At 47.7% G+C, this 23515-nt stretch carries 37 protein-coding genes; all 37 read right to left on the bottom strand.

The window, feature by feature from the left end:
* Positions 1–6: 6 nt before the first annotated feature.
* Positions 7–948, bottom strand: coding sequence for a citrulline utilization hydrolase CtlX (gene ctlX / locus IEV19_RS11435; protein ID WP_188370876.1), 942 nt, complete (start codon positions 946–948; stop codon positions 7–9).
* 87 nt (positions 949–1035) lie between these two features.
* Positions 1036–1950 (bottom strand): dimethylarginine dimethylaminohydrolase family protein, encoded by a 915-nt coding sequence (locus tag IEV19_RS11430; protein ID WP_188370875.1) that lies wholly within the window; start codon positions 1948–1950, stop codon positions 1036–1038.
* 12 nt (positions 1951–1962) lie between these two features.
* Complete coding sequence (locus tag IEV19_RS11425; RefSeq protein ID WP_188370874.1) at positions 1963–3246, bottom strand: citrate synthase; 1284 nt, start codon at positions 3244–3246, stop codon at positions 1963–1965.
* A 219-nt stretch (positions 3247–3465) separates the two neighbouring features.
* Positions 3466–4758, bottom strand: a complete 1293-nt coding sequence (eno, locus tag IEV19_RS11420) for a phosphopyruvate hydratase (RefSeq protein WP_188370873.1) — start codon at positions 4756–4758, stop codon at positions 3466–3468.
* A gap of 101 nt (positions 4759–4859) precedes the next feature.
* Positions 4860–5987 carry a glutamine-hydrolyzing carbamoyl-phosphate synthase small subunit gene (carA, locus tag IEV19_RS11415; protein WP_188370872.1) on the bottom strand — a complete coding sequence of 376 codons (1128 nt, stop codon included), beginning with the start codon at positions 5985–5987 and terminating at the stop codon, positions 4860–4862.
* A 90-nt stretch (positions 5988–6077) separates the two neighbouring features.
* Positions 6078–6728, bottom strand: a complete 651-nt coding sequence (gene rplQ / locus IEV19_RS11410) for a 50S ribosomal protein L17 (protein WP_188370871.1) — start codon at positions 6726–6728, stop codon at positions 6078–6080.
* A gap of 62 nt (positions 6729–6790) precedes the next feature.
* Positions 6791–7783: a DNA-directed RNA polymerase subunit alpha gene (locus IEV19_RS11405; RefSeq protein WP_188370870.1), complete on the bottom strand. Its 993-nt coding sequence runs from the start codon at positions 7781–7783 to the stop codon at positions 6791–6793.
* Between the two features lie 15 nt (positions 7784–7798).
* On the bottom strand, positions 7799–8404 hold the full coding sequence (gene rpsD / locus IEV19_RS11400) for a 30S ribosomal protein S4 (protein ID WP_188370869.1): 606 nt from the start codon (positions 8402–8404) through the stop codon (positions 7799–7801).
* A gap of 94 nt (positions 8405–8498) precedes the next feature.
* The gene (gene rpsK, locus IEV19_RS11395) at positions 8499–8903 is read right to left on the bottom strand and encodes a 30S ribosomal protein S11 (RefSeq protein ID WP_188370868.1); all 405 of its coding nucleotides are present in this window, start codon (positions 8901–8903) and stop codon (positions 8499–8501) included.
* A gap of 15 nt (positions 8904–8918) precedes the next feature.
* Complete coding sequence (gene rpsM / locus IEV19_RS11390; protein ID WP_188370867.1) at positions 8919–9293, bottom strand: 30S ribosomal protein S13; 375 nt, start codon at positions 9291–9293, stop codon at positions 8919–8921.
* A 2-nt stretch (positions 9294–9295) separates the two neighbouring features.
* Positions 9296–9412 carry a type B 50S ribosomal protein L36 gene (gene ykgO / locus IEV19_RS11385; protein ID WP_010519235.1) on the bottom strand — a complete coding sequence of 39 codons (117 nt, stop codon included), beginning with the start codon at positions 9410–9412 and terminating at the stop codon, positions 9296–9298.
* A 12-nt stretch (positions 9413–9424) separates the two neighbouring features.
* Entirely contained in the window at positions 9425–9640 is a 216-nt protein-coding gene (gene infA, locus IEV19_RS11380) for a translation initiation factor IF-1 (RefSeq protein WP_013305172.1), read from the bottom strand.
* Between the two features lie 3 nt (positions 9641–9643).
* A complete protein-coding gene (gene secY / locus IEV19_RS11375) occupies positions 9644–10984 on the bottom strand; it encodes a preprotein translocase subunit SecY (protein ID WP_188370866.1) in 1341 nt (446 codons plus the stop codon).
* 13 nt (positions 10985–10997) lie between these two features.
* On the bottom strand, positions 10998–11450 hold the full coding sequence (gene rplO / locus IEV19_RS11370; RefSeq protein WP_188370865.1) for a 50S ribosomal protein L15: 453 nt from the start codon (positions 11448–11450) through the stop codon (positions 10998–11000).
* A gap of 15 nt (positions 11451–11465) precedes the next feature.
* Positions 11466–11645, bottom strand: coding sequence for a 50S ribosomal protein L30 (gene rpmD, locus IEV19_RS11365; protein WP_188370864.1), 180 nt, complete (start codon positions 11643–11645; stop codon positions 11466–11468).
* Positions 11646–11651: 6 nt separating this feature from the next.
* Positions 11652–12176, bottom strand: a complete 525-nt coding sequence (gene rpsE / locus IEV19_RS11360) for a 30S ribosomal protein S5 (RefSeq protein ID WP_163692697.1) — start codon at positions 12174–12176, stop codon at positions 11652–11654.
* A gap of 9 nt (positions 12177–12185) precedes the next feature.
* Positions 12186–12542: a 50S ribosomal protein L18 gene (gene rplR / locus IEV19_RS11355; protein ID WP_188370863.1), complete on the bottom strand. Its 357-nt coding sequence runs from the start codon at positions 12540–12542 to the stop codon at positions 12186–12188.
* A gap of 9 nt (positions 12543–12551) precedes the next feature.
* A complete protein-coding gene (gene rplF, locus IEV19_RS11350) occupies positions 12552–13094 on the bottom strand; it encodes a 50S ribosomal protein L6 (protein WP_188370862.1) in 543 nt (180 codons plus the stop codon).
* Between the two features lie 18 nt (positions 13095–13112).
* Complete coding sequence (gene rpsH, locus IEV19_RS11345; protein ID WP_188370861.1) at positions 13113–13511, bottom strand: 30S ribosomal protein S8; 399 nt, start codon at positions 13509–13511, stop codon at positions 13113–13115.
* Positions 13512–13532: 21 nt separating this feature from the next.
* A complete protein-coding gene (rpsN, locus tag IEV19_RS11340; RefSeq protein WP_188370860.1) occupies positions 13533–13802 on the bottom strand; it encodes a 30S ribosomal protein S14 in 270 nt (89 codons plus the stop codon).
* Between the two features lies 1 nt (position 13803).
* Positions 13804–14355: a 50S ribosomal protein L5 gene (gene rplE / locus IEV19_RS11335; RefSeq protein ID WP_188370859.1), complete on the bottom strand. Its 552-nt coding sequence runs from the start codon at positions 14353–14355 to the stop codon at positions 13804–13806.
* 2 nt (positions 14356–14357) lie between these two features.
* Complete coding sequence (gene rplX / locus IEV19_RS11330; protein WP_188370858.1) at positions 14358–14669, bottom strand: 50S ribosomal protein L24; 312 nt, start codon at positions 14667–14669, stop codon at positions 14358–14360.
* Between the two features lie 12 nt (positions 14670–14681).
* Complete coding sequence (rplN, locus tag IEV19_RS11325) at positions 14682–15050, bottom strand: 50S ribosomal protein L14 (RefSeq protein ID WP_129605547.1); 369 nt, start codon at positions 15048–15050, stop codon at positions 14682–14684.
* Between the two features lie 2 nt (positions 15051–15052).
* The gene (rpsQ, locus tag IEV19_RS11320) at positions 15053–15310 is read right to left on the bottom strand and encodes a 30S ribosomal protein S17 (protein WP_066424976.1); all 258 of its coding nucleotides are present in this window, start codon (positions 15308–15310) and stop codon (positions 15053–15055) included.
* Positions 15311–15323: 13 nt separating this feature from the next.
* A complete protein-coding gene (gene rpmC / locus IEV19_RS11315) occupies positions 15324–15515 on the bottom strand; it encodes a 50S ribosomal protein L29 (protein ID WP_188370857.1) in 192 nt (63 codons plus the stop codon).
* A gap of 18 nt (positions 15516–15533) precedes the next feature.
* On the bottom strand, positions 15534–15956 hold the full coding sequence (gene rplP / locus IEV19_RS11310; protein WP_188370856.1) for a 50S ribosomal protein L16: 423 nt from the start codon (positions 15954–15956) through the stop codon (positions 15534–15536).
* 18 nt (positions 15957–15974) lie between these two features.
* Positions 15975–16685, bottom strand: a complete 711-nt coding sequence (gene rpsC / locus IEV19_RS11305; RefSeq protein ID WP_188370855.1) for a 30S ribosomal protein S3 — start codon at positions 16683–16685, stop codon at positions 15975–15977.
* Position 16686: 1 nt separating this feature from the next.
* A complete protein-coding gene (rplV, locus tag IEV19_RS11300; protein WP_188370854.1) occupies positions 16687–17094 on the bottom strand; it encodes a 50S ribosomal protein L22 in 408 nt (135 codons plus the stop codon).
* A gap of 7 nt (positions 17095–17101) precedes the next feature.
* On the bottom strand, positions 17102–17380 hold the full coding sequence (rpsS, locus tag IEV19_RS11295) for a 30S ribosomal protein S19 (protein ID WP_163692676.1): 279 nt from the start codon (positions 17378–17380) through the stop codon (positions 17102–17104).
* 13 nt (positions 17381–17393) lie between these two features.
* Complete coding sequence (rplB, locus tag IEV19_RS11290; RefSeq protein ID WP_188370853.1) at positions 17394–18218, bottom strand: 50S ribosomal protein L2; 825 nt, start codon at positions 18216–18218, stop codon at positions 17394–17396.
* Between the two features lie 9 nt (positions 18219–18227).
* Positions 18228–18518 (bottom strand): 50S ribosomal protein L23, encoded by a 291-nt coding sequence (gene rplW, locus IEV19_RS11285; RefSeq protein WP_188370852.1) that lies wholly within the window; start codon positions 18516–18518, stop codon positions 18228–18230.
* Between the two features lie 6 nt (positions 18519–18524).
* On the bottom strand, positions 18525–19154 hold the full coding sequence (gene rplD / locus IEV19_RS11280) for a 50S ribosomal protein L4 (RefSeq protein ID WP_188370851.1): 630 nt from the start codon (positions 19152–19154) through the stop codon (positions 18525–18527).
* On the bottom strand, positions 19154–19771 hold the full coding sequence (gene rplC, locus IEV19_RS11275) for a 50S ribosomal protein L3 (RefSeq protein ID WP_188370850.1): 618 nt from the start codon (positions 19769–19771) through the stop codon (positions 19154–19156). The genes rplD and rplC overlap by 1 nt, the downstream gene beginning before the upstream one ends.
* Before the next feature lie 155 nt (positions 19772–19926).
* Entirely contained in the window at positions 19927–20232 is a 306-nt protein-coding gene (gene rpsJ / locus IEV19_RS11270) for a 30S ribosomal protein S10 (protein ID WP_008613600.1), read from the bottom strand.
* A 10-nt stretch (positions 20233–20242) separates the two neighbouring features.
* Positions 20243–22369, bottom strand: coding sequence for an elongation factor G (gene fusA, locus IEV19_RS11265; RefSeq protein ID WP_188370849.1), 2127 nt, complete (start codon positions 22367–22369; stop codon positions 20243–20245).
* A gap of 8 nt (positions 22370–22377) precedes the next feature.
* Complete coding sequence (gene rpsG / locus IEV19_RS11260) at positions 22378–22854, bottom strand: 30S ribosomal protein S7 (RefSeq protein WP_188370848.1); 477 nt, start codon at positions 22852–22854, stop codon at positions 22378–22380.
* A 22-nt stretch (positions 22855–22876) separates the two neighbouring features.
* Positions 22877–23251, bottom strand: coding sequence for a 30S ribosomal protein S12 (gene rpsL, locus IEV19_RS11255; protein ID WP_013305196.1), 375 nt, complete (start codon positions 23249–23251; stop codon positions 22877–22879).
* Positions 23252–23515: the final 264 nt, after the last annotated feature.

The raw sequence follows: 23515 nt of genomic DNA, 5'->3' as shown, positions 1-23515 counted from the left end.
TCAGACCTAAGACAGCACTTCAGCTCTCGGAAGAAATACCTCCGCCATCATGCAGCGGGCACTGCCTCCTCCGCAGGTCTCTATCGTATCAAGCGGACTGTGGATGATCTCGCAGTGACGGTGGATCGCCTTGAGTTGTTCCTCATCGAGACTGTTGTAAGCCGCAGAACTCATCACCAGGTATCTTTTTTCTCCTGAACCAATGACCTGCAGCATATTCCCGGCAAAATGCTGTTCCTGCACCTCAGAGATCGCGATGATCTCCTTCCCGTCACCTTTGAGGTGGTCTACCACATTCTTGCGCTCCTTCTTGTCGTCTATGGCGTCGAGACAAATCACCGCAAAGGTCTCCGCGATACACATCATCACATTGGTATGATAGATAGGCAGGCGCTGTCCGTCTACAGACTGGTAGGCCGTAAAGATCACAGGGGTGCACTCCATATCCTCACAAAATTCAATAAAGAGGCCTTCATCCGCCCTGGGCGAGAGGGCACAATACGCCTTCTGGTGCTCCCTGTCCATAATAATGCTACCCGTCCCTTCAAGGAACAGTCCATCCTCCTCTGCAGCGGTGTAATCAATCACTGTGCGTATCTCAAAACCTTTCTCTTCCAGAATATCGAGTACATCTTCCCTCCTTTCCCTTCTCCTGTTCTCTGCGAACATGGGATATAAACCTACCGATCCGTTGGCGTGAAAAGAGATCCAGTTATTGGGAAAGATAGAATCCGGGGTGTCCCTTTCGTATAAATCGTCCACCACGATCACCTCGACACCATGCGATCTTAAGACAGACACAAAGTCGTCGAACTCCTTTTGTGCCCTGAGATTGATGGTCTGGTTCTTAATGTCAAGATCCTCCTGGAAATAATTATTTACCGCCGTTTCCTCGTTCATCCGGAAGCGTACTGGCCTGACCATAAGGATGGTGTTAGTGATCTGCATAAGGGAGCTTATTACAGGTCAAAGTTAATCCTTTAGACGGTTATAATATTGGGAATTTGATAAGAAATTTGACCCCCCTACACCGAGCTATTCCCTGACCAGAGGCAGGGTACTGCACCTCAGAAGCCCTTCCTGCTTGCCAATTTCCGCATAGGGAACCTCCTCTACCGTAAATCCCTTTTCACGCAGCCAGGTGTTGAGCCGGGTAAAAGATCGTTCGGAAACGATCACCTCGGGTGAGATCGAAAACACGTTGCTGAACATCTGATACATTTCCTCACTGCTGATCTCAAAGACGTTATCCGGACCGAAGTAATTCAGGAGCCACCGGTATTCCTCTTCAACCAAAAAGCCATTTTTATGCAGGATGGCCTTATCCTTACCGATAGGCTGAAAGCAGCAGTCCAGATGAAGAGCGTTCTGCTTTGGATCGGTATTGGATTTTCTAAGATCGAAGGATTTGACAACCTTGTGCGGGAATTGTTCCTGCAGATAAGCCACAGCAGCCGTGTTGGTTCTTGCGGTTATGTAACTGGCGTAATCTTCTCCACGGTATGTCCCAACAAAGATATACTCCTTCCAGGGCATCACATCTCCTCCTTCTACATGTACATCGGGAGGAGGGACGAGAATTTTTTCAGGATCGATCACGTCCAGGACATGCAGGATGGCTTCAAATTCCTTTTCCCTCTCGGGCAGAATATTGGCCTTGATAAGTTTGTCTTCAATGACAAATGCGATATCCCTCGAAAAGATCTGATTGCAATCCTTTAAGACCTCGGGCCTGAAGACCTGCACCCCGTGTTTCTTAAGGACATCGTCAAAAGCATCCATCTCACTGATCATGTCTTCTTCCCTGGGGTAAGTCCCCGCCAGGATGTGTTCCAGAGATTTAGGATCATAGGCATCTTCCGCCTTGGGAACAGGACCGGAACTCTCAGCCCTGCCCAAAACAACAGCCTTTAAGGATGAGGTTTCATCACGTACATTGAGTCGTAACATGCAGGGGGTGTTCTAGCGCTTGTTCAGGGGCACGAATGGTCGCTGATTTTCTCCTATGTAGACCTGTCTTGGCCTTCCTATGGGTTCACCCCTCAAACGCATTTCACGCCATTGCGCGATCCATCCGGGCAGTCTTCCCATAGCGAACATTACGGTAAACATCTCTGTAGGGATCCCAAGGGCCCGGTAGATGATTCCTGAATAGAAGTCGACATTGGGATACAATTTGCGATCGACGAAGTAGGGATCTTCCAGGGCTACTTTTTCCAGCCCTTTGGCGATGGAGAGGATGGGGTCCTCTATACCCAGATCTCCCAGCACCTCATCGGCTGCTCTTTTGATGATCTTTGCACGGGGGTCGAAGTTCTTGTACACTCTGTGACCAAAGCCCATGAGCCTGAAAGGGTCATTCTTGTCCTTGGCCTTGTTCATGTATTTTTGAGTATCTCCTCCATCGGCTGCTATAGCTTCCAGCATTTCCAGAACGGCCTGGTTGGCACCTCCGTGAAGGGGGCCCCACAAGGCTGAGATTCCGGCAGAGAGAGATACGAAAAGTCCGGCGTGGGAAGAACCTGTGATCCTTACGGTTGAGGTGGAACAGTTTTGTTCGTGATCGGCGTGGAGGATCAGTAATTGGTCCAGGGCATCGATGACGATCTTATTCTTTACGTATTCTTTGTTGGGCCTTTTGAACATCATTTTGTGGAGGTTCTCCACGTATCCCAGGTTATCATCCCCATAATCCAGAGGCAGGCCCTTTTGTTTGCGCATGGTCCAGGCCACCAGCACTGGGAATTTGGCCATGATACGTATGATAGCGTGATACATGTCCTTTTCAGAGGTAATGTTAACTGAAGAAGGGTTGAATGCGATCAGCGCACTGGTAAGGGAGGACAGAACTCCCATCGGATGAGCTGATTTAGGGAAGGCATCAAGGATCTTCTTCATTTCTTCATCCACGTGGGATTCGTGTTTGATGTCCTCGTGGAATTTATGCAGCTGTTCCTTGTTTGGCAACTCACCAAATATCAGCAAATAGGCTACTTCCAGAAAATCAGCCTTCTCTGCCAATTCCTCGATATTGTACCCCCTGTATCTCAGTATGCCTTTTTCTCCGTCCAGATAGGTGATAGCACTTTCGCAGGAACCGGTATTCTTGTAGCCGGGGTCCAGGGTGATCATACCCGTAGTAGACCTCAGTTTTTTAATATCAATAGCCAGTTCTTTTTCGGTACCTTCCACCACAGGGAATTCAAATTTTTTCCCTTGGTATTCTAGCGTTGCTTTATCTTTCATGGAGTTGATTTTGGTAATGTTTAGACAGGGCTATAAAGATAGGAAAAAGGCGACTTCTTAACAATGATTGAGAAGAGCATTCTGCCGAGATTTAAGGGAATTTTATCACTCCTGATCCCGTTCACGGTTTTGAGATCACCATCTCCAGTTTACGGTTTTCCATAAACATAAAAAAGCCCTTCGGAATTCCGAAGGGCTTTTATAGATGACATGATCATCTCAATGTCCTACTTTGAAGGCATTTTTACCCGGGTAATAGGCAACTTCCCCGAGTTCCTCTTCTATCCTGAGTAACTGGTTGTATTTGGCCATTCGGTCCGACCTGGAAGCAGATCCTGTTTTGATCTGCCCGGTGTTCAATGCCACGGCAAGGTCGGCTATGGTATTGTCCTCCGTTTCTCCCGACCTGTGTGACATCACACTGGTATATCCGGCATTCTTGGCCATATTTACGGCTGCAATAGTTTCGGTAAGGGTACCTATCTGGTTAACCTTGATCAGGATGGAATTGGCTATTCCCTCTTGGATACCCCTTGACAGGCGGGTAACGTTGGTAACGAACAGGTCGTCCCCCACCAGCTGTACCTTATCCCCGATCAGATCAGACAGGATCTTCCAGCCTTTCCAGTCGTTCTCATCCATCCCATCCTCTATGGAGATGATGGGATACTTCTCGCAAAGCGATGCCAGGTATTTGGCCTGTTCCTCAGAGGTACGCACAGCACCTTTGTCTCCTTCGAATTTGGTATAGTCGTATTTTCCGTTTACGTAGAATTCGGCCGCAGCGCAATCCAGGGCTACCATAACCTCATCCCCAAAGCTGTATCCGGCGTTCTTTACAGCCATACTTATTGTGTCGAGAGCATCCTCGGTTCCTTTGAGGGTAGGGGCAAATCCGCCCTCGTCTCCAACGGCCGTACTGAGGCCGCGATCGTGAAGCACTTTCTTGAGGTGGTGGAAAATTTCCGTACCCATTTGTATGGCATGGGAGAAACTCTTCGCCTTTACCGGCATCACCATAAATTCCTGGAAGGCGATGGGCGCATCTGAATGCGAGCCCCCATTGATGATATTCATCATGGGTACCGGCAGGGTATTCGCGCTTACCCCTCCCACGTAACGATAGAGGGATATACCCATTTCATCTGCTGCCGCCTTGGCTACCGCGAGGGAAACGCCCAGGATGGCATTGGCTCCCAGCTTGGATTTGTTCGGGGTACCGTCTAGCTCTATCATGGTCTTGTCTATAAGGTTCTGGTCGAACACCATCATCCCCCTGATCTTTTCGGCGATCACGTTGTTTACGTTCTCTACGGCCTTCATGACCCCTTTTCCCATATAAGGTTTTCCTCCGTCCCTCAGTTCCACAGCTTCGTGTTCTCCGGTGGAGGCACCTGAGGGGACTGCCGCCCTTCCCATGACCCCGTTCTGGGTAATGACATCTACTTCTACTGTTGGATTGCCCCTGGAATCGAAGATCTGACGGGCGTGTACATCGAGGATTATACTCATAATATTGTGATTTTTCTGGTTGATTTACAATGTGTCAAAGATACAAAAGGACACGGGAACTGACTGTGTTTCCCTTAACAATACAAAATGGGATTTGTGCCTCAGACCGACACATTGATATCCGCATGCGCCCTGATCAACTCGAAAAACTGGTCGAACAGATAAGTGGCATCATGTGGACCCGGACTTGCTTCGGGATGGTACTGTACTGAGAATACATTCTTGTTCTTCATCCGTATCCCGGCCACGGTGTTGTCATTGAGATGCACATGAGTGATCTCCAGATCGGGATTGGCTTCAGTCTCTTCCCTGTTGATCGCAAAACCGTGGTTTTGTGAGGTGATCTCACCTTTCCCAGTCTTGAGGTTGATCACCGGGTGGTTGATACCCCTGTGACCATTGAACATCTTATAGGTAGACACCCCGTTAGCTAGCGCAATGATCTGATGCCCCAGGCAGATTCCAAAAAGTGGTTTGTCCTGGGCTATGATCTGTTTGGCGGTCTCGATCACACCCTTGAGCGGTTCAGGGTCTCCAGGGCCGTTTGAGATGAAGTATCCATGTGGATTCCACGCCTCCAGCTCGGAGAAAGGTGTGTCGTAAGGGAAGACCTTGACATAGGCGTCCCTGGCTGCCAGGTTTCTGAGGATGTTCTTCTTGATTCCTATATCCAGGGCAGCGATCCTGAAGGTCGCATTCTCATCCCCATAGAAATAGGGTTTTTTGGTAGAGACCTTGGAAGAGAGTTCCAGGCCTTCCATGCTCGGCACCTTTTTAAGTTCTTCCTTCAGTGCATCAATCTCATCAACCCGGGTGGAGATCACGGCATTCATAGCCCCGTGGTCCCTGATATAGCTTACGAGGGCACGCGTATCTACATCCGAAATGGCCAGAAGGTTATTATTCCTGAGGAATTCAAGCAGGCTACTGTCCGCATCCGGGCGGGAGTATTCATAGCTGAAGTTTTTGCAGATAAGACCGGCGATCTTTACCGAATCGGATTCCACCTCGTCTGCATTGGCCCCGTAGTTCCCGATATGTGCGTTGGTCATGACCATCAATTGCCCGAAATAGGACGGATCCGTGAAGATCTCCTGGTACCCTGTCATCCCCGTGTTAAAACAAACCTCTCCAAAAGCCGTTCCTTCGGTATTTCCCACGGATTTCCCGTAGAATATGGTGCCATCGGCAAGTAAGATCAGTGCTTTCTTCTTGGATTGATACTTCATTGAACTGTTTTTTAAGTTTCACAAATAAAAAGAAAAAAAGGACAGGCTTTTAGGCCTATCCTTTTCAATTTTCCAGACGTTGTAAACATCTTATGCTTTGGAGTCATCTGATTTAGTTTCTTCAGAATCCTTTTTTTCTGCCTTCTCAGGGGCTTCAGCTTTAGGCTTCTCAGTTTTAGCTTCAGCCTTCGCTTCTGCCTTAGGCTCAGCTTTCGCTTCCATTTTGGCTTCAGGAGCTTTTGCTTCAGCCACTTCTGCATCCTTGGCTGTCTCAGCCACTTCAGCTGCAGGCTGGGACTTCTTAGAACCCCTGCTCCTTCTGGTAGATTTCTTCTTCTTGGCTTTACCCGCGTTGTAGACCTCGTTGAAGTCGACAAGCTCGATCATGGCCATATCGGCGTTATCGCCCAGACGGTTACCCAGTTTGATGATTCGGGTATATCCTCCCGGCCGGTCTCCCACCTTTTCCGCCACCGTGCTGAACAGCTCAGATACCGCGTATTTGTCGCGGAGATTCTTGAAAACTATACGCCTGTTGTGCGTACCTTTTTCCAGCGACTGATTGTTCTCTGCCTTGGATTTGGTGATCAGTGGCTCTATGAACTGCTTCAGGGCCTTCGCTTTGGCCACTGTGGTGTTTATCCTTTTGTGCTCAATCAGGGAACAGGCCATATTGGCCAGCATAGCCGACCTGTGGGCTGTTTTCCTGCTCAAGTGATTGACTTTCTTACCGTGTCTCATGGTTTCGTTCTATATGATCTTCCTCCCTATGCCTCTATGGTCAATGGGTACAGAAGCGGATATTAATCTTTATCTAGTTTGTATTTTGAAAGGTCCATCCCAAAATTAAGACCTTTGTTGATCACGAGTTCTTCCAGCTCAGTCAGGGATTTTTTACCAAAATTCCTGAACTTCATCAGATCGTTCTTGTTGAAGGATACCAGGTCCCCCAGGGTATCTACCTCTGCTGCTTTCAGACAATTCAAGGCCCGTACTGACAGATCCATGTCTACCAGCTTGGTCTTGAGCAATTGCCTCATGTGCAGAGATTCCTCATCATACGTCTCTGTCTGGGCGATCTCATCAGCCTCCAGGGTGATGCGCTCATCAGAGAACAGCATGAAGTGGTGGATCAGTACCTTGGCAGCTTCTGTGAGGGCCTCTTTTGGGTGGATAGATCCGTCGGTAACGATTTCAAAGACCAGTTTTTCATAATCGGTCTTCTGCTCAACCCTGAAGTTCTCAATGCTGTATTTAACGTTTTTCACCGGGGTGAAGATAGAATCGACCGCAATGCTACCGATAGGCGCATTGGATTTCTTGTTCTCTTCAGCGGGAACATATCCCCTGCCCTTTTCGATGATCAACTCCATGTTGATGCTTACCTTGGGATCCATATTGCAGATAACCAGCTCAGGGTTCAACACCTGAAAACCGGAAATAAATTTCTGAAAGTCCCCTGCAGTAAGTTGCTCTTTTCCGCTTACGGAAACAGAAACAGTCTCTTCATTCACATCGTCGATCTGCCTCTTGAACCGAACCTGCTTTAAATTGAGGATGATTTCGGTTACATCTTCTACCACCCCTTCGATCACAGAAAATTCGTGTTCAACCTTATCTATCCTCACTGAGGTAATGGCGAATCCTTCCAAAGAGGAAAGCAGTACCCTTCTGAGTGCGTTCCCGACAGTCAATCCATAACCAGGTTCCAAAGGGCGAAATTCGAACTTCCCTTCGAAATCTGAAGAATCGATCATTATAACTTTATCGGGTTTCTGAAAATTAAATAATGCCATAGTCAGGTATGTGGTTTATTTAGAGTATAACTCAACGATTAATTGTTCTTTGATGTTCTCCGGGATCTGAATCCTCTCGGGAACTGAAACAAAGGTTCCTTCCTTCTTCTCAGAGTTCCAAGTGATCCACTCATATACACTGCTGTTGGCTGAGAGGGAATCCTGAATAGTCTGAAGGGATTTGGATTTTTCCCTTACGCCGACTACATCCCCGGCGTTCAGGGAATATGAGGGAATGTTCACAACATCTCCGTTTACGGTAATATGTCTGTGGGAGACCAATTGTCTCGCACCCCTTCTGGAAGGAGCGATCCCCATCCTGTAGACAACATTGTCCAAACGGGATTCGCACAATTGCAGGAGCACCTCACCGGTAACCCCCTTGCTTCGGTTCGCCCTCGCAAAAAGATTGCGGAACTGGCGTTCCAGGATTCCATAGGTGTATTTGGCCTTTTGCTTTTCCATCAACTGGATTGCGTATTCCGATTTCTTACCTCGGCGCCTGTTGTTCCCGTGCTGTCCTGGTGGATAATTCTTCTTTTCGAACGATTTGTCATCGCCGAAGATCGCTTCTCCGAATTTACGGGCGATCTTTGATTTTGGTCCTGTGTATCTTGCCATCTTCTTTTAAATTAAAAGTGTGATTATGAATTAAGGCTTATCCTTCGATAATCGTAACTACACTTTTGTGAGAAATATATTTAGGAAATAATGATTAAACTCTTCTTCTTTTGGGCGGCCTGCAACCATTGTGAGGCATTGGAGTCACGTCTATGATCTCGGTGACCTCAATCCCGGAGTTGTGCAGGGATCGAATAGCGGATTCCCTTCCGTTACCGGGTCCTTTCACATACACCTTTACCTTCCTGAGACCTGCCTCATGAGCTGTTTTTGCACATTCCTCGGCTGCGACCTGAGCCGCGTAGGGAGTGTTCTTTTTGGAACCCCTGAATCCCATTTTCCCGGCCGAAGCCCAGGATATCACGTCTCCTTTTTTATTGGTCAGGGAGATGATGATATTGTTGAAGGAAGCGGTGATATGAGCCTCGCCGGTCGATTCAACGATAACCTTGCGCTTCTTGGTCGATTTTGCAGCTGTCTTTGTACCTGTCTTTGCCATCTTAATGCCGTATTATTACTTAGTAGCCTTCTTCTTGTTAGCCACAGTTTTTCTCTTTCCTTTACGGGTCCTGGAGTTGTTCTTGGTTCTCTGACCGCGCAATGGGAGTCCTGATCTGTGACGGATCCCTCGGTAGCAACCAATATCCATGAGCCTTTTGATGTTGAGCTGATTCTCTGAACGCAGCTCCCCTTCGATCTTGTAAGAAGAAACCGCTTCCCGGATCCTACCGATCTCATCGTCATTCCAGTCAGACACCTTGGTATCGGCATTTACCTCAGCCTTGTCAAGGATCTCCTGAGCCCTGCTCTTACCAATTCCGAAGATGTAGGTGAGGGCTATTACACCTCTTTTTTGTTTTGGGATATCTACCCCTGCAATTCTTGCCATAATTACCCTTGTCTTTGTTTGAATCTGGGATTCTTCTTATTGATTACGTACAATCTGCCTTTTCTGCGAACAATCTTGCAGTCGGCACTTCTTTTCTTTATCGATGCTCTTACTTTCATGTCTCGAGTTTCTTAATATCTATATGTAATTCTAGCCTTGGTAAGGTCGTATGGACTCATCTCCAGTTTAACCTTGTCCCCGGGCAAAAGCTTGATATAATGCATGCGCATTTTCCCCGAGATATGAGCAGTGACTACGTGCCCGTTCTCGAGTTCTACCCGGAACATCGCGTTAGACAATGCCTCTATGATACTTCCGTCCTGCTCTATTGCTGCTTGTTTGGCCATATCCTATGCTACTTTTCTGTTCTTTCCGGTTTTCATGAGTCCATCGTAATGACGGTTTAACAGGTATGCATTCACCTGCTGTACTGTATCGATGGCCACACCCACCATGATCAACAGGGAGGTGCCTCCGTAGAAGAGTGCCCATCCCGACTGGATGTCGATCAGTTTTACCACAATGGCCGGCAGAACCGCAATTATGGCGAGGAAGATCGACCCCGGCAGGGTGATCAGCGACATGATCTTATCCAGAAAACTACCTGTTTCCTTACCTGGTCTGATACCGGGGATGAAACCACCACTTCGTTTCAGGTCGTCGGCCATCTTGTTGGTCGGGACCGTGATAGCCGTATAGAAATAGGTAAAAATGATGATCAGCAAGGCAAAGAGGATGTTATAGGCCAGTCCAAAGATATCCTGGAACTGTACTTCCATCCATTGTCCCACAGCAGTATCGTTAAAGGTACGTCCGAGCAATCCCGGAGCGAACATGATCGCCTGGGCAAAGATGATCGGCATCACCCCTGAAGCATTCAGTTTCAGAGGAATGTACTGCCTGCTGCCCATTATATTCTTTTCATACCCTCCAGAGGCTGATCTTCTGGCGTACTGCACCGGGATCTTCCTAGTGGCCATCACCAGCAGAACACACGCCAGGATCACCACAAACCAGAGAATTACTTCAACCAGGATCAGCATGGGTCCTCCATTGCCATCGAGCCTTGTGACAGCTTCCTGTACAAATGACTGAGGCATGGTTGCAATGATCCCGATCATGATCAGGAGGGATATACCATTTCCGATCCCCTTATCGGTGATCTTTTCACCCAGCCACATGGCGAAGACACATCCTGTTACGAGGATGATCACAGAAGGAACGATAAAGTTCAGTCCTTTCCCCAGCAAGAAGGCACTGTCAGGAACCCCCAGGGCTCCCAGACTGTACAGGTATGCAGGTGCCTGAACGATACAGATCCCGATGGTCAGCCATCGCGTGATCTGATTCTTTGTCTTACGTCCGCTTTCCCCTTCCTTGTCGAGTTTCTGAAGGTAGGGAACGGCTATCCCCATGAGTTGCACCACGATGGATGCAGATATATAGGGCATGATCCCCAGGGCAAATACAGAGGCATTCGCAAATGCACCTCCTGTGAAGGCATTCAGAATACCCAGGATACCCTGTTCGGTATTTGAGGACAAGGCCGCCAATTGTGAGGTATCAATACCGGGAAGTACCACCTGAGCACCAAAACGGTAGACAAGCAAAAGGCTGAGGGTCATCAAGACTCTTTTCCTCAGCTCTTCTATCTTCCAGATATTTGATATGATCTCAAAAAATTTCTTCATAGGGCCCGTTCTCTTATAACGTTATTGCTTCGCCTCCGGCGGCTTCTATCGCTTTTTTGGCGCTTCCGGTGAATTTGTGGACAGTGACCTTCAGGCCTGCCTTCAGTTCTCCTCCGCCCAGGATCTTGACCAGGTCATTCTTTCCGGCAAGTCCGTTCTCGATCAGGTCTTCGAGGGTTACGGTCTTCTTTACCGCCCCGTTATCGACCAGCTCCTGAAGAGAACTCAGGTTGATCCCCCTGTAAGAAACGCGGTTGACGTTGTTGAACCCGAATTTGGGCACACGTCTTTGCAGCGGCATCTGTCCACCTTCAAAACCTATCTTTTTGGAGTACCCGGAACGCGATTTGGCTCCTTTGTGACCCCTGGTGGCCGTTCCTCCTTTACCGGATCCCTGACCCCTTCCTATGATCTTTCCATCCTTGTGAACGGAACCTTCAGCTGGTTTTAAATTGCTTAAATTCATTTCAACACGCTTTTCTTAAGCTTCTTCCGTAGAAACCAAATGTTTAACTTTATTGATCATCCCCAGGATGTTCGGGGTGTCATCGTGGATGACCTCCTGTCCCAATTTCCTGAGTCCGAGGGCCTCGAGGGTCCTCTTTTGATTCTGAGGTCTTTTAATGCTGCTCTTGACCTGTGTAACTTTTATCTTTCCCATCGTTCCTTATCCTTTAAAAACTTTTTCAAGGGCAATTCCGCGCTGTGCAGCAACGGTCCTTGCATCCCTCAGTTGAAGCAGAGCGTCAAAGGTAGCCTTCACTACGTTGTGAGGGTTACTGGATCCCTGAGACTTGGACAATACATCCTGTACTCCTACAGATTCGAGTACCGCACGTACGGCACCTCCTGCAATCACTCCTGTACCGTGAGAGGCAGGCTGAATGTATACTCTGGCCCCACCGTATTTCCCTTTTTGCTCATGGGGTAAGGTACCCTTGCTCAGCGGAATTCGGACGAGGTTTTTCTTGGCGTCCTCAATAGCCTTGGCAATTGCAGTAGCCACTTCCTTGGACTTGCCCAGGCCGTGTCCGACCACACCTTTTTCATCTCCAACAACCACAATGGCAGAGAAACCGAATGCCCGGCCTCCTTTGGTTACCTTGGTTACACGTTGAACGCCCACCAGTCTGTCTTTTAGTTCAAGACCTCCCGGTTTTACTGTTTCTACATTCTTGTATTTACCGTACATAGTAATCTCTTAAAATTTTAATCCGCCTTCTCTGGCACCTTCTGCCAATGATTTTACACGTCCGTGGTACAAATTACCTCCACGGTCAAAAGCAACCGTTTCAATTCCGGCCTTCAATGCCTTTTCTGCAACAGCCTTGCCTACCAGGGCAGCGATCTCTGTCTTGGTACCTTTAGCCTTGCTCAGCTCCTTATCTCTGGAGGAAGCTGACACGAGAGTCTTACCTTCGTTGTCGTCAATGACCTGGGCGTAGATCTCCTTATTGCTCCTGTACACGGACAGTCTTGGCCTTTCAGCTGTACCAAAAGAAATCTTTCTGATTCTCTTTCGGATTCGGTCCCGTCTTTCAGTCTTTGATAATGCCATGATCTTTTCTTATGCTGATTTACCTGCTTTTCTTCTCAATTGCTCACCGACGAACTTGATTCCTTTCCCTTTGTAAGGTTCAGGCTTGCGGAAAGAGCGGATCTTTGCTGCAACCTGGCCGATCAACTGCTTATCATGCGATGTCAGTTTGATGGTAGGATTCTTCCCCTTCTCAGAGGTGGTCTCTACCTTGATCTCGGGTGCAAGATCAATGATGATGTTATGGGAAAATCCAAGCGCGAGGTCCAGTTTCTGTCCCTGGTTGCTGGCCCTGTATCCAACTCCCACCAATTCCAGCTCCTTGGTCCAGCCTTTAGAGACTCCCTTCACCATATTGTAAACGAGCGCCCTGTAAAGGCCGTGCTTTGCCTTGTCTTGGCCGGAATCTGAAGGTCTGGTGATCCATACCTGTCCGTCTTCCACCTTGATGTCGACAGAGGAGAATTCCTGTGTGAGTTCACCCAGTTTTCCTTTGACGGTAATGATATTGTCCCTTACCTCTACAGTGGTTCCTTCTGGGATCGCTATCGGATTGTTACCTATTCTAGACATTTCTAATACTTTTTCTTTTTAATATACGTAGCAAAGTACTTCTCCACCTACATTCTCAGCCTTTGCCTGCTTGCTGGTCATCACCCCGTGAGAGGTAGAGACTATAGCAATTCCCAGTCCGTTGAGAACCCTGGGAAGTTCTTCGTGGCCCGCATACTTGCGCAGACCCGGCTTACTGATTCGCTGGATCTTCTTGATCACAGGCTCTTTGGTCTGTTTGTCGTATTTCAGGGCGATCTTGATGGTCCCCTGAACCTTGTCCTCCTCGAATTTATAGCTCAGGATATACCCCTGATCGAAAAGGATCTTGGTGATTTCCTTCTTCAGGTTGGAAGCCGGTATTTCTACTACCCTGTGACCCGCCCTGCTGGCGTTTCTAATTCGTGTCAGATAATCGGAGATAGGATCTGTAAACATGTTCTTTCCTTTTTTGTAGTATTACCAACTTGCTTTTTTAACACCCGGAATCAACCCTTTGTTGGCCATTTCCCTGAACATAACTCTGGAGAGTCCGAAGGTCCTCATATAACCCCTTGGTCTTCCGGTGAGCTTGCAGCGATTGTGCATGCGCACAGGAGAAGCGTTCTTCGGCAGTTTTTGCAATGCCTCGTAATCACCGGCCTCCTTCAGTGCTTTTCTTTTTTCTGCGTATTTCGCTACCATTTTTGCCCTTTTACGTTCGCGGGCTTTCATTGATTCTTTAGCCATACTAATTCTTTTTAAAAGGCAGACCCAATTCTGCCAGGAGGGATTGTGCTTCTTTATCTGTTTCAGCGCTGGTCACAAATGTGATGTCCATTCCATTGATCCTGTTGATCTTGTCTATATTGATCTCAGGAAAAATGATCTGTTCGGTGATCCCGAGGTTGTAATTCCCACGACCGTCAAAGCCGGTAGCCCTGATCCCCTGGAAATCCCTTACCCTGGGGAGGGCAGTGGTTACGAGCCTGTCGAGGAATTCGTACATCTTCTCGCCTCTGAGGGTCACCTTGGCCCCGATGGGCATTCCCTTCCTGAGTTTAAAAGATGCCACGTCCTTCTTGGAAATGGTCGAAACTGCTCTCTGACCTGTAATCGCAGTGAGTTCTTCCACAGCGTGGTCAATCAGCTTCTTATCCGCTACAGCGGCACCAACACCACGGCTCACCACGATCTTCTTCAGTTTCGGAACCTGCATGATATTGTCATACCCAAATTCCTCTTTCAGGGATGCGATCACCCGCTCTTGGTATTCTTTCTTTAATCTTGGAACGTAAGCCATAACTATATTACCTCGTTAGATTTCTTTGAAACCCGCACTTTCTTTCCATCCTCAAACTCAAAACCAACCCTGGTGGTCTCCCCCGACTTCTTGTCGATCAGGGAAAGGTTAGAGATATGAATAGGTGCTTCCTTTTTTACGATTCCCCCTTGAGGGTTCTTGGCACTGGGCTTTTCGTGCTTGGACACCATATTGATTTCCTCCACGATCGCCTTGTTCTTCACGCGGTCTACAGACAGGACCTTGCCTTCGGAACCTTTGTGGTCTCCAGCAATCACCCGTACTGTATCTCCTGTTTTTATCTTTAACTTCATCCTATTGTATGATTATAGCACCTCAGGAGCTAATGAAACAATCTTCATGAACTGTTTGTCCCTGAGCTCTCTGGCTACCGGACCAAAAACCCTGGTACCTCTCATTTCCCCCGTGGGGTTCAGCAGTACGCAGGCGTTGTCGTCAAACCTGATGTAAGAGCCGTCTGGACGTCTTACTTCCTTTTTGGTTCTCACCACCACGGCTGTTGATACAGCACCTTTCTTAATAGTTCCATTGGGGGTAGCCTCTTTAACAGAAACTACGATCTTGTCCCCTACGGAAGCATATCTTCTTTTGGTACCACCCAGTACACGGATGGTCAACACCTCTTTAGCTCCGGTGTTGTCTGCCACTTTAAGTCTAGATTCTTGCTGTAACATAATTATTTAGCTCTTTCAAGGATTTCTACCAATCTCCAGCACTTGGTCTTACTCAAAGGTCTTGTCTCCATGATCTTTACTGTATCTCCAATATTGCAATCATTGGTTTCATCGTGTGCAACATATTTCTTTGTCCGCAAAACGAACTTACCGTACATAGGGTGCTTTACCCGCTTTACTTCGGAAACCACGATGGATTTCTCCATTTTGTTGCTGGTTACAACGCCTACTCTCTCTTTTCTTAAATTTCTTTTTTCCATAAAGCAGAACCCGTTATTGGTTTTCCCTTTTTGTTAATTCTGTAGCCAGTCTGGCCACGGTCCTTTTGACCTGTCTCAGCTGGAGTGGATTTTCCAGGGGTGTCACGGCATGGGCCATCTTCAGGTCGGCATGCTTCTTTTTGAGGTCCGCCATCTTATCCTTCAAATCCTCTACCGACAATTCTTTGATTTCTGATTGTTTCATGATCTCTTTGCGTTGATTTTAGGCGGCTTCGTAATCCCTAGCCACAACGAATTTTGTTTTTACCGGTAATTTCTGAGCAGCCAGCCTGAGAGCTTCCTGGGCTACGTCCATAGGAACACCCGCTACTTCAAACATGATCCTGCCCGGTTTTACTACGGCCACAAAGTATTCCGGAGCTCCTTTTCCTTTACCCATACGTACCTCAAGAGGTTTTTTAGTGATGGGTTTGTCCGGGAATATCTTGATCCACAACTGGCCCTGTCTCTTCATATATCGGGTGGCAGCGACACGGGCTGCTTCGATCTGACGCGAAGTGATAAAGGCAGAATCCATTGATTTGATCCCGAACATCCCGTTAGAGAGCTGATGCCCCCTTCCGGAATTCCCTTTCATACGGCCCTTCTGCGCTTTGCGAAACTTTGTCCTTTTCGGCTGTAACATGTCTTCCTTCTTTTCGTATTATTTTCTTCTGCGTTTCTTTCCGGAATCCGACTTGTCTTTTCCGGATCCCTTGGACATTCCCACGAGAGGAGAAAGGTCTCTTTTTCCATAAACCTCACCTTTCATGATCCAAACTTTGATTCCGAGTCGGCCATACGTCGTATGAGCCTCGTCCATGGCGTAATCGATGTCTGCCCTGAAGGTAGACAATGGGATTCGGCCTTCCTTATAGGATTCCGAACGCGCCATTTCGGCCCCGTTCAAACGCCCTGAGATCATCACCTTAATACCCTCTGCATTCATTCTCATCGCGGCGGCAATAGCCATTTTAATGGCACGCCTGTAGGAGATCCTGTTTTCGATCTGGCGGGCGATGCTTGCCGCAACGAGGTTCGCATCCACCTCAGGCCTTTTGATCTCGAAAATATTGATCTGCACCTCCTTATCGGTGATCTTTTTGAGCTCTTCTTTCAGCTTGTCAACTTCCTGACCTCCCTTACCGATAATGATACCGGGCCTTGCGGTGGTAATGGTCACTGTGATGAGTTTCAGGGTCCTTTCGATAATCACCCTGGAAACACTGGCCTTGGCCAAACGGGCGTGCACATACTTACGGATCTTGTCGTCCTCAGCTAGTTTGTCCCCGTAATCGTTACCTCCGTACCAGTTGGATTCCCATCCTCTGATGATCCCCAGGCGATTTCCTATTGGATTTGTCTTTTGTCCCATACTAAGCTTCTGTATTATTGTTTGCCCCTACCACCAGAGTGACATGGTTTGAACGTTTTCTTATCCTGTGAGCCCTTCCCTGAGGTGCCGGTCTGAGTCGTTTCAGCATCCTTCCGGAATCAACCCGGATCTCTTTCACGATTAATTCAGCTTCCTCAATATTGGCATCTTCGTTTTTTGCCTGCCAGTTGGCTATGGCAGAAAGCAACAGTTTTTCAAGCCTGCGGGAGGCTTCCTTCGGATTGAACCGGAGGATGGCAAGTGCCTTTTCCACCTCAGCTCCCCTCACCAGGTCAGCGACCAGGCGCATTTTGCGGGGTGAGGTAGGACAGTTATTCAGCTTTGCGAAGGCCAGCTCTTTCTTCTCTGCCTTGATTCTTTCGGCCATTTGTTTTTTTCGAACTCCCATAGCTTACTTACTTTTTACCTTTGTTTTTAGCTCCGGCATGACCTCGGAAAGACCTCGTTGGTGAGAATTCTCCCAATTTGTGCCCTACCATGTTCTCAGTGACATAAACAGGAACGAATTGCTTTCCGTTGTGAACCGCGATGGTCTGCCCAACGAAATCCGGGGTGATCATAGAAGCCCTTGACCAGGTCTTGATCACGGTCTTCTTGCCTGAGTCTACATTCTGCCTGACTTTCTTCTCCAGGCTGAGGTGAACGTAGGGTCCTTTTTTTAGTGAACGTGCCATTTCTTTCTACTTTTTATTTCTTTCTACGTTCTATGATATATCTGTTGGTATCCTTGGTCCTGGATCGCGTCCTGTACCCTTTGGCCGGAATACCTTTCTTGGATCTCGGGTGTCCTCCGGATGCCCTTCCTTCACCACCTCCCATGGGGTGGTCAACAGGGTTCATCGCAACAGGTCTTGTCCTCGGCCTCCTGCCTAACCAGCGGCTGCGTCCGGCCTTACCGGATACGATCAGCTGGTGGTCAGAGTTGGAAACAGCACCGATGGTCGCCAGGCAATTGCCCAACACCATCCTGGTTTCACCTGATGGCAACTTGATAGTTACATACTTGCCTTCCTTGGCCATCAATTGCGCAAATGTTCCGGCACTTCTGGCCATCACCGCTCCCTGTCCGGGTCGCAATTCGATGCAGGAAAGGATAGTTCCCAAAGGAATCTCATTCATAGGCATGGCATTGCCGACCTCAGGAGATGCTCCTGTTCCGGAAATTACCTTCTGGCCTACTTCTAAACCGTTCTGAGCTATGATATAGCTTTTTTCACCGTCCTTATACTCGATAAGAGCAATAAAAGCGGTTCTGTTGGGATCGTACTGAATGGATTTCACCTCGGCTTCAACACCGTGCTTCATCCTCTTGAAATCAACCAGACGATACCTTCTTTTATGACCCCCGCCTCGGTGGCGCATGGTCATCTTTCCATGACTGTTTCTACCTCCCGACTTTTTTAACGGAGCAAGCAAGCTTTTCTCCGGCTTATCAGCAGTAAGGGCGTCATTTCCGTTTACTACTTTAAATCGCTGCCCGGGAGTGATCGGTTTTAATTTTCTAACTGACATTTGGTGTCTTTATAGATTACTGTAAAAATCAATGACATCACCTTCAGCAACATCGACAATAGCTTTTTTGTAAGCATTTGTCTTTCCCTGCTGAATCCCTGTCTTTGTATATTTAGTCTTGCGGGTCGGGCCGTAATTCATGGTCCTAACCTTCTTTACGGACACTCCGTAAGTGCCTTCAACAGCATCTTTGATCTGCAATTTGTTGGCCCCGGGTTCTACGATGAAACCATAGCGGTTGTGCAACTCGCTATCTGCTGTCATCTTCTCCGTAATGATGGGTTTTATTAACACGCTCATGATTTCCTATTTATTTAAGTTGGCCTCGATTCCTTCTAACGAACCCTCAAGCAACACAATATTATTGGCGTTCAATATTTTGTAAGTACTTAATTCTGAGTTAGTTACCACCTCTGATCCTTCCAAATTGCGCGACGACAAATATACGTTATTATTTGTATCGCCCAAGACAAAGAGGGACTTTTTATTTTCCAGGCCAAGACCCTTGAGTACGTTGATAAAATCCTTGGTTTTCGGTGTCTCGAAATTGAAGTCCTCAACTACCATAATTGCGTTCTCCTGCTGCTTGATGCTCAGGGCCGATTTTCTGGCCAGACGCTTCAGGTTTTTGTTTAGCTTCAGAGAATAATCTTTTGGCCTTGGACCAAAGATCCTTCCCCCTCCCCTGAAAATAGGAGATTTGATACTTCCTGCACGTGCAGTTCCGGTACCTTTTTGCTTTTTGATCTTGCGGGTACTACCGGAGATCTCAGCCCTTTCCTTGGACTTGTGGGTACCTTGTCTCTGATGTGCCCTGTACTGCTTCACGTCGAGATAAATGGCGTGGGTGTTGGGCTCTATCTTGAATACAGCGTCAGAAAGGTCTGCCTTTCTCCCTGTTTCCTTACCGTTGATATCTAAAACTGCTACTTTCATTATTTCTCTATCGTTAAGTAAGCGTTTTTATGACCTGGAACACATCCCTTAAGGACGATCAGGTTCTTTTCCGGTACGACCTTAAGTACCCTCAGGTTCTGAACGGTCACCTTCTCACCACCCATTCTGCCGGCCATCTTCATTCCTTTGAAGACCCTGGCAGGATAGGAGGCCGCACCGATGGATCCCGGTGCTCTCAGTCGGTTGTGTTGCCCGTGAGTAGCCTGTCCGACACCGCCGAAACCATGCCTTTTGACAACTCCCTGGAAACCTTTACCTTTTGATGTTGCGGTGACATCCACAAACTCTCCTTCCACAAAAAGATCCACCCCAAGGGTATCTCCCAATTTGTGTTCTCCTTCAAAATGACGGAATTCGACGACCTTTTTCTTGGGAGAAGCACCTGCTTTTTTGAAGTGGCCCTTTTCGGACTTCTTCGCACGTTTTTCTGCCTTGTCATCGAAACCGAGCTGAAGGGCATTATACCCGTCTACCTCTTCGGTTCTGACTTGGGTAACTACGCATGGCCCCGCCTCGATAACGGTACAGGGAATGTTTTTCCCGTTCTCGTCAAAGATGCTGGTCATGCCTACTTTTTTTCCTATTAACCCAGACATACTATTAATTATTAATTGTTTAAATGTTTCTAATCTTTCTGACAAAAAAACAGGGCCAAAAATAATTCGACCCCGAATATATTTTTGTTTCCGTTTTTCCTTTGCTTACCGCTCCGGACATGTCGGGGAAAGCGTTTGCCTTCCCTATTATTTTATCACACCTTGATCTCCACTTCCACACCACTGGGTAGCTCCAACTTCATCAGAGCATCAATGGTCTTGGAGGAAGAACTGTAAATATCCAGAAGCCTTTTATAAGAGCTCAATTGGAACTGTTCTCTCGACTTCTTATTCACGTGAGGTGAACGCAATACGGTAAAGATCTTCTTGTGGGTGGGCAGCGGAATTGGTCCGGTCACCACAGCCCCGGTAGTCTTTACGGTCTTTACAATCTTCTCGGCAGATTTGTCTACCAGGTTGTAATCGTATGATTTTAATTTTATTCTGATCTTCTGACTCATCTCCTTGAAATTAAGCGGTTACCCCTTTGGTTGCTTTTATTACCTCTTCTGCGATATTGGCAGGTGTTTCGGCATAGTGCGAGAACTCCATGGTGCTGGTAGCCCTTCCTGAAGACAAAGTCCTCAGCGCGGTCACATAACCAAACATTTCTGAGAGTGGCACTTCGGCTTTAATCACCTTGGAACCGGAACGGTCAGACATGTTGTTCACCTGTCCGCGACGACGGTTAAGGTCACCTACGATATCCCCCATGTTCTCTTCGGGGGTAAGCACTTCCAGCTTCATAATTGGCTCCATAAGCACGGCACGTGCAGCCTTGGCAGCTGTCTTGTACCCCAGCTTGGCCGCCAGTTCGAAAGAGAGGGAATCCGAATCCACAGGGTGGAAGGATCCATCCTTGAGGACGATCTTCATGCTGTCCATTTCGAAACCGGCCAGAGGTCCGTTCTTCATAGCTTCTCTGAAGCCTTTCTCCACTGAAGGGATGTATTCTTTTGGGATGTTACCTCCCTTGATCTCATTGACGAATTCCAATCCGGCCTTCTCCTGAGTAGAAGGTTCCATGGTAAAGACGATATCTGCGAACTTACCACGTCCACCGGTTTGTTTCTTATATACTTCGCGGTGATCTGCAGCCCTGGTGATAGCTTCTTTGTATTCCACCTGAGGCTGACCCTGGTTCACCTCTACCTTAAACTCCCTTCTCAGTCGGTCTACGATAATATCGAGGTGCAACTCTCCCATTCCGGAGATGATGGTCTGCCCTGAGGCCTCATCGGTCTTCACCTGGAAAGTAGGATCCTCTTCTGCCAGTTTGGAGAGGGCCATACCGAGTTTATCGACATCGGCCTTAGTCTTTGGCTCCACAGCAATACCGATCACAGGATCGGGGAAGTTCATACTTTCGAGTACGATCGGGTGCTTCTCATCAGAGAGGGTATCCCCTGTCTTGATATCCTTAAAACCTACAGCAGCTCCAATGTCTCCGGCAGAGATAGATTCTACTGCGTTCTGCTTGTTGGAGTGCATCTGGTAGATCCTGGAGATCCTTTCCTTGTTCCCTGAACGGTTGTTCAGCACGTATGATCCAGCGTCCAGTTTACCTGAATACGCCCTGAAGAAAGCAAGACGACCAACAAAAGGATCGGTTGCAATCTTAAAGGCAAGAGCTGAAAACGGCTCTTTAACATCGGGTTTCCTGGCCACCTCTGCTCCGGTATCGGGGTTGATCCCCACGATAGCATCCTTATCCAGAGGAGAAGGAAGATAACGGCAAACGGCGTCCAGCAGGAACTGTACTCCTTTATTTTTAAATGATGAACCACAGATCATCGGGATGATGCTCATGTCCATCACCGCAGCCCTGAGGGCGGCGTGTATTTCGTCTTCCGTGATGGAATTCTCGTCCTCAAAGAACTTCTCCATCAGGTTTTCATCGTATTCTGCTACAGCTTCGATAAGGGCAGCACGGTATTCCTTAACCTCATCCTCCATGTCGGCAGGGATGTCGATCACGTCAAAAGTAGATCCGAAGTTATCCTCATGCCACACGATGGCCCGGTTCTTTACCAGGTCAACTATCCCTTTGAAATCTGCTTCGTCCCCAATAGGCAATACAATCGGAACAGCGTTGGACTTCAGCATGTCCTTGACCTGCTGGCATACGGCCAGGAAGTTAGATCCCTGCCTGTCCATTTTGTTCACGAATCCCATCCTGGGAACTTTGTAATTGTCTGCAAGCCTCCAGTTAGTTTCAGACTGAGGCTCTACCCCGTCTACAGCACTGAAAAGGAAAACCAGTCCGTCCAGAACCCGGAGGGAACGGTTCACCTCCACGGTAAAGTCAACGTGCCCGGGGGTATCAATAATATTAAAGTGGTAGGGCTTTGTCTCATCGATGATCTGCCCGTTCTTCATCGGGAAATTCCAGGTACAGGTCGTAGCGGCGGAGGTAATAGTGATCCCGCGCTCCTGCTCCTGCTCCATCCAGTCCATGGTAGCCGCACCATCATGCACCTCTCCGATCTTGTGGCTCACCCCCGTATAGAACAGAATTCGTTCTGTCGTGGTGGTTTTACCAGCATCGATGTGAGCTGCAATACCTATATTTCTTGTAAATTTTAAATCTCTTCCCATGTTAATTTTTAGAATCTGAAGTGAGAGAATGCTTTGTTGGCCTCTGCCATCTTATGAGTATCAACCCGCTTTTTTACCGCAGCACCTTCTTCCTTGGCAGCTGCCAGGATCTCTGCGGCCAGTTTCTGGGCCATGGATTTTTCATTTCTCTTCCTGGAGAAATTGATCAGCCACTTCATGGCAGTGGAGATCTTTCGATCCGGCCTGATCTGCATAGGGATCTGGAAGGTGGCTCCACCTACCCTGCGGCTCCTCACTTCAACGTGAGGCATTACATTGGAGAGGGCGTCTTTCCACAAGTCCAGTCCGGTTTTCTCCTCATCGGTCTTCTTTTGTTCTACGATATCGATGGCATCGTAGAAAACTTTAAAGGCCACTGATTTCTTTCCGTCCCACATCATCATGTTGACAAATCGGGTCACCAGCTGGTCATTAAACCGAGGATCCGGTAAGAGTGGTCTTTTCTTTGCCTGTCTTTTTCTCATTGCTTCTTCTTAAAAGTGTTGCTTACTTTTTGGGTCTTTTGGCGCCGTACTTAGATCGTCTCTGAGTCCTGCCGGCTACACCCGCAGTATCCAAAGCCCCTCTCACGATGTGATATCTAACACCTGGCAAATCCTTCACCCTTCCGCCTCTAACCAATACTATCGAGTGCTCTTGGAGGTTGTGTCCTTCTCCGGGAATGTAAGCGTTCACTTCCTTCCCGTTGGTCAGCCTTACCCTGGCCACTTTCCTCATGGCAGAGTTAGGTTTCTTAGGAGTGGTGGTATATACACGCGTGCAAACACCCCTCCTCTGAGGACACGAATCCAAAGCAGCCGATTTACTCTTCTTGGTAATTGTGGCCCTTCCTTTTCGTACTAATTGTGAAATTGTTGGCATATAAATATTTATGTAAAAAAATCTACCCTCTTTTAAGGGTCGGCAAATGTAGTAATTATTACACATAATTCAAATCGTTGCGCGGTAATTTTATAAGAATTTAGAAATGGGATGATGGGAGGCCTGGAAAGGATGAAATTTTACCCTAGATGTATACCCTATATATATACCTCTTATTTTGCTAAATATGGTGTATTCTGAAGATCGTTAAACACTCTTATATCCGACCGAGCACTTAAGCTTTAATTTCGAACACATCCCGTC

The sequence above is a fragment of the Muriicola marianensis genome (genome assembly GCF_014638095.1).
Lineage (GTDB): Bacteria > Bacteroidota > Bacteroidia > Flavobacteriales > Flavobacteriaceae > Muriicola > Muriicola marianensis.
This window is presented reverse-complemented; position numbering and strand designations above follow the sequence as displayed.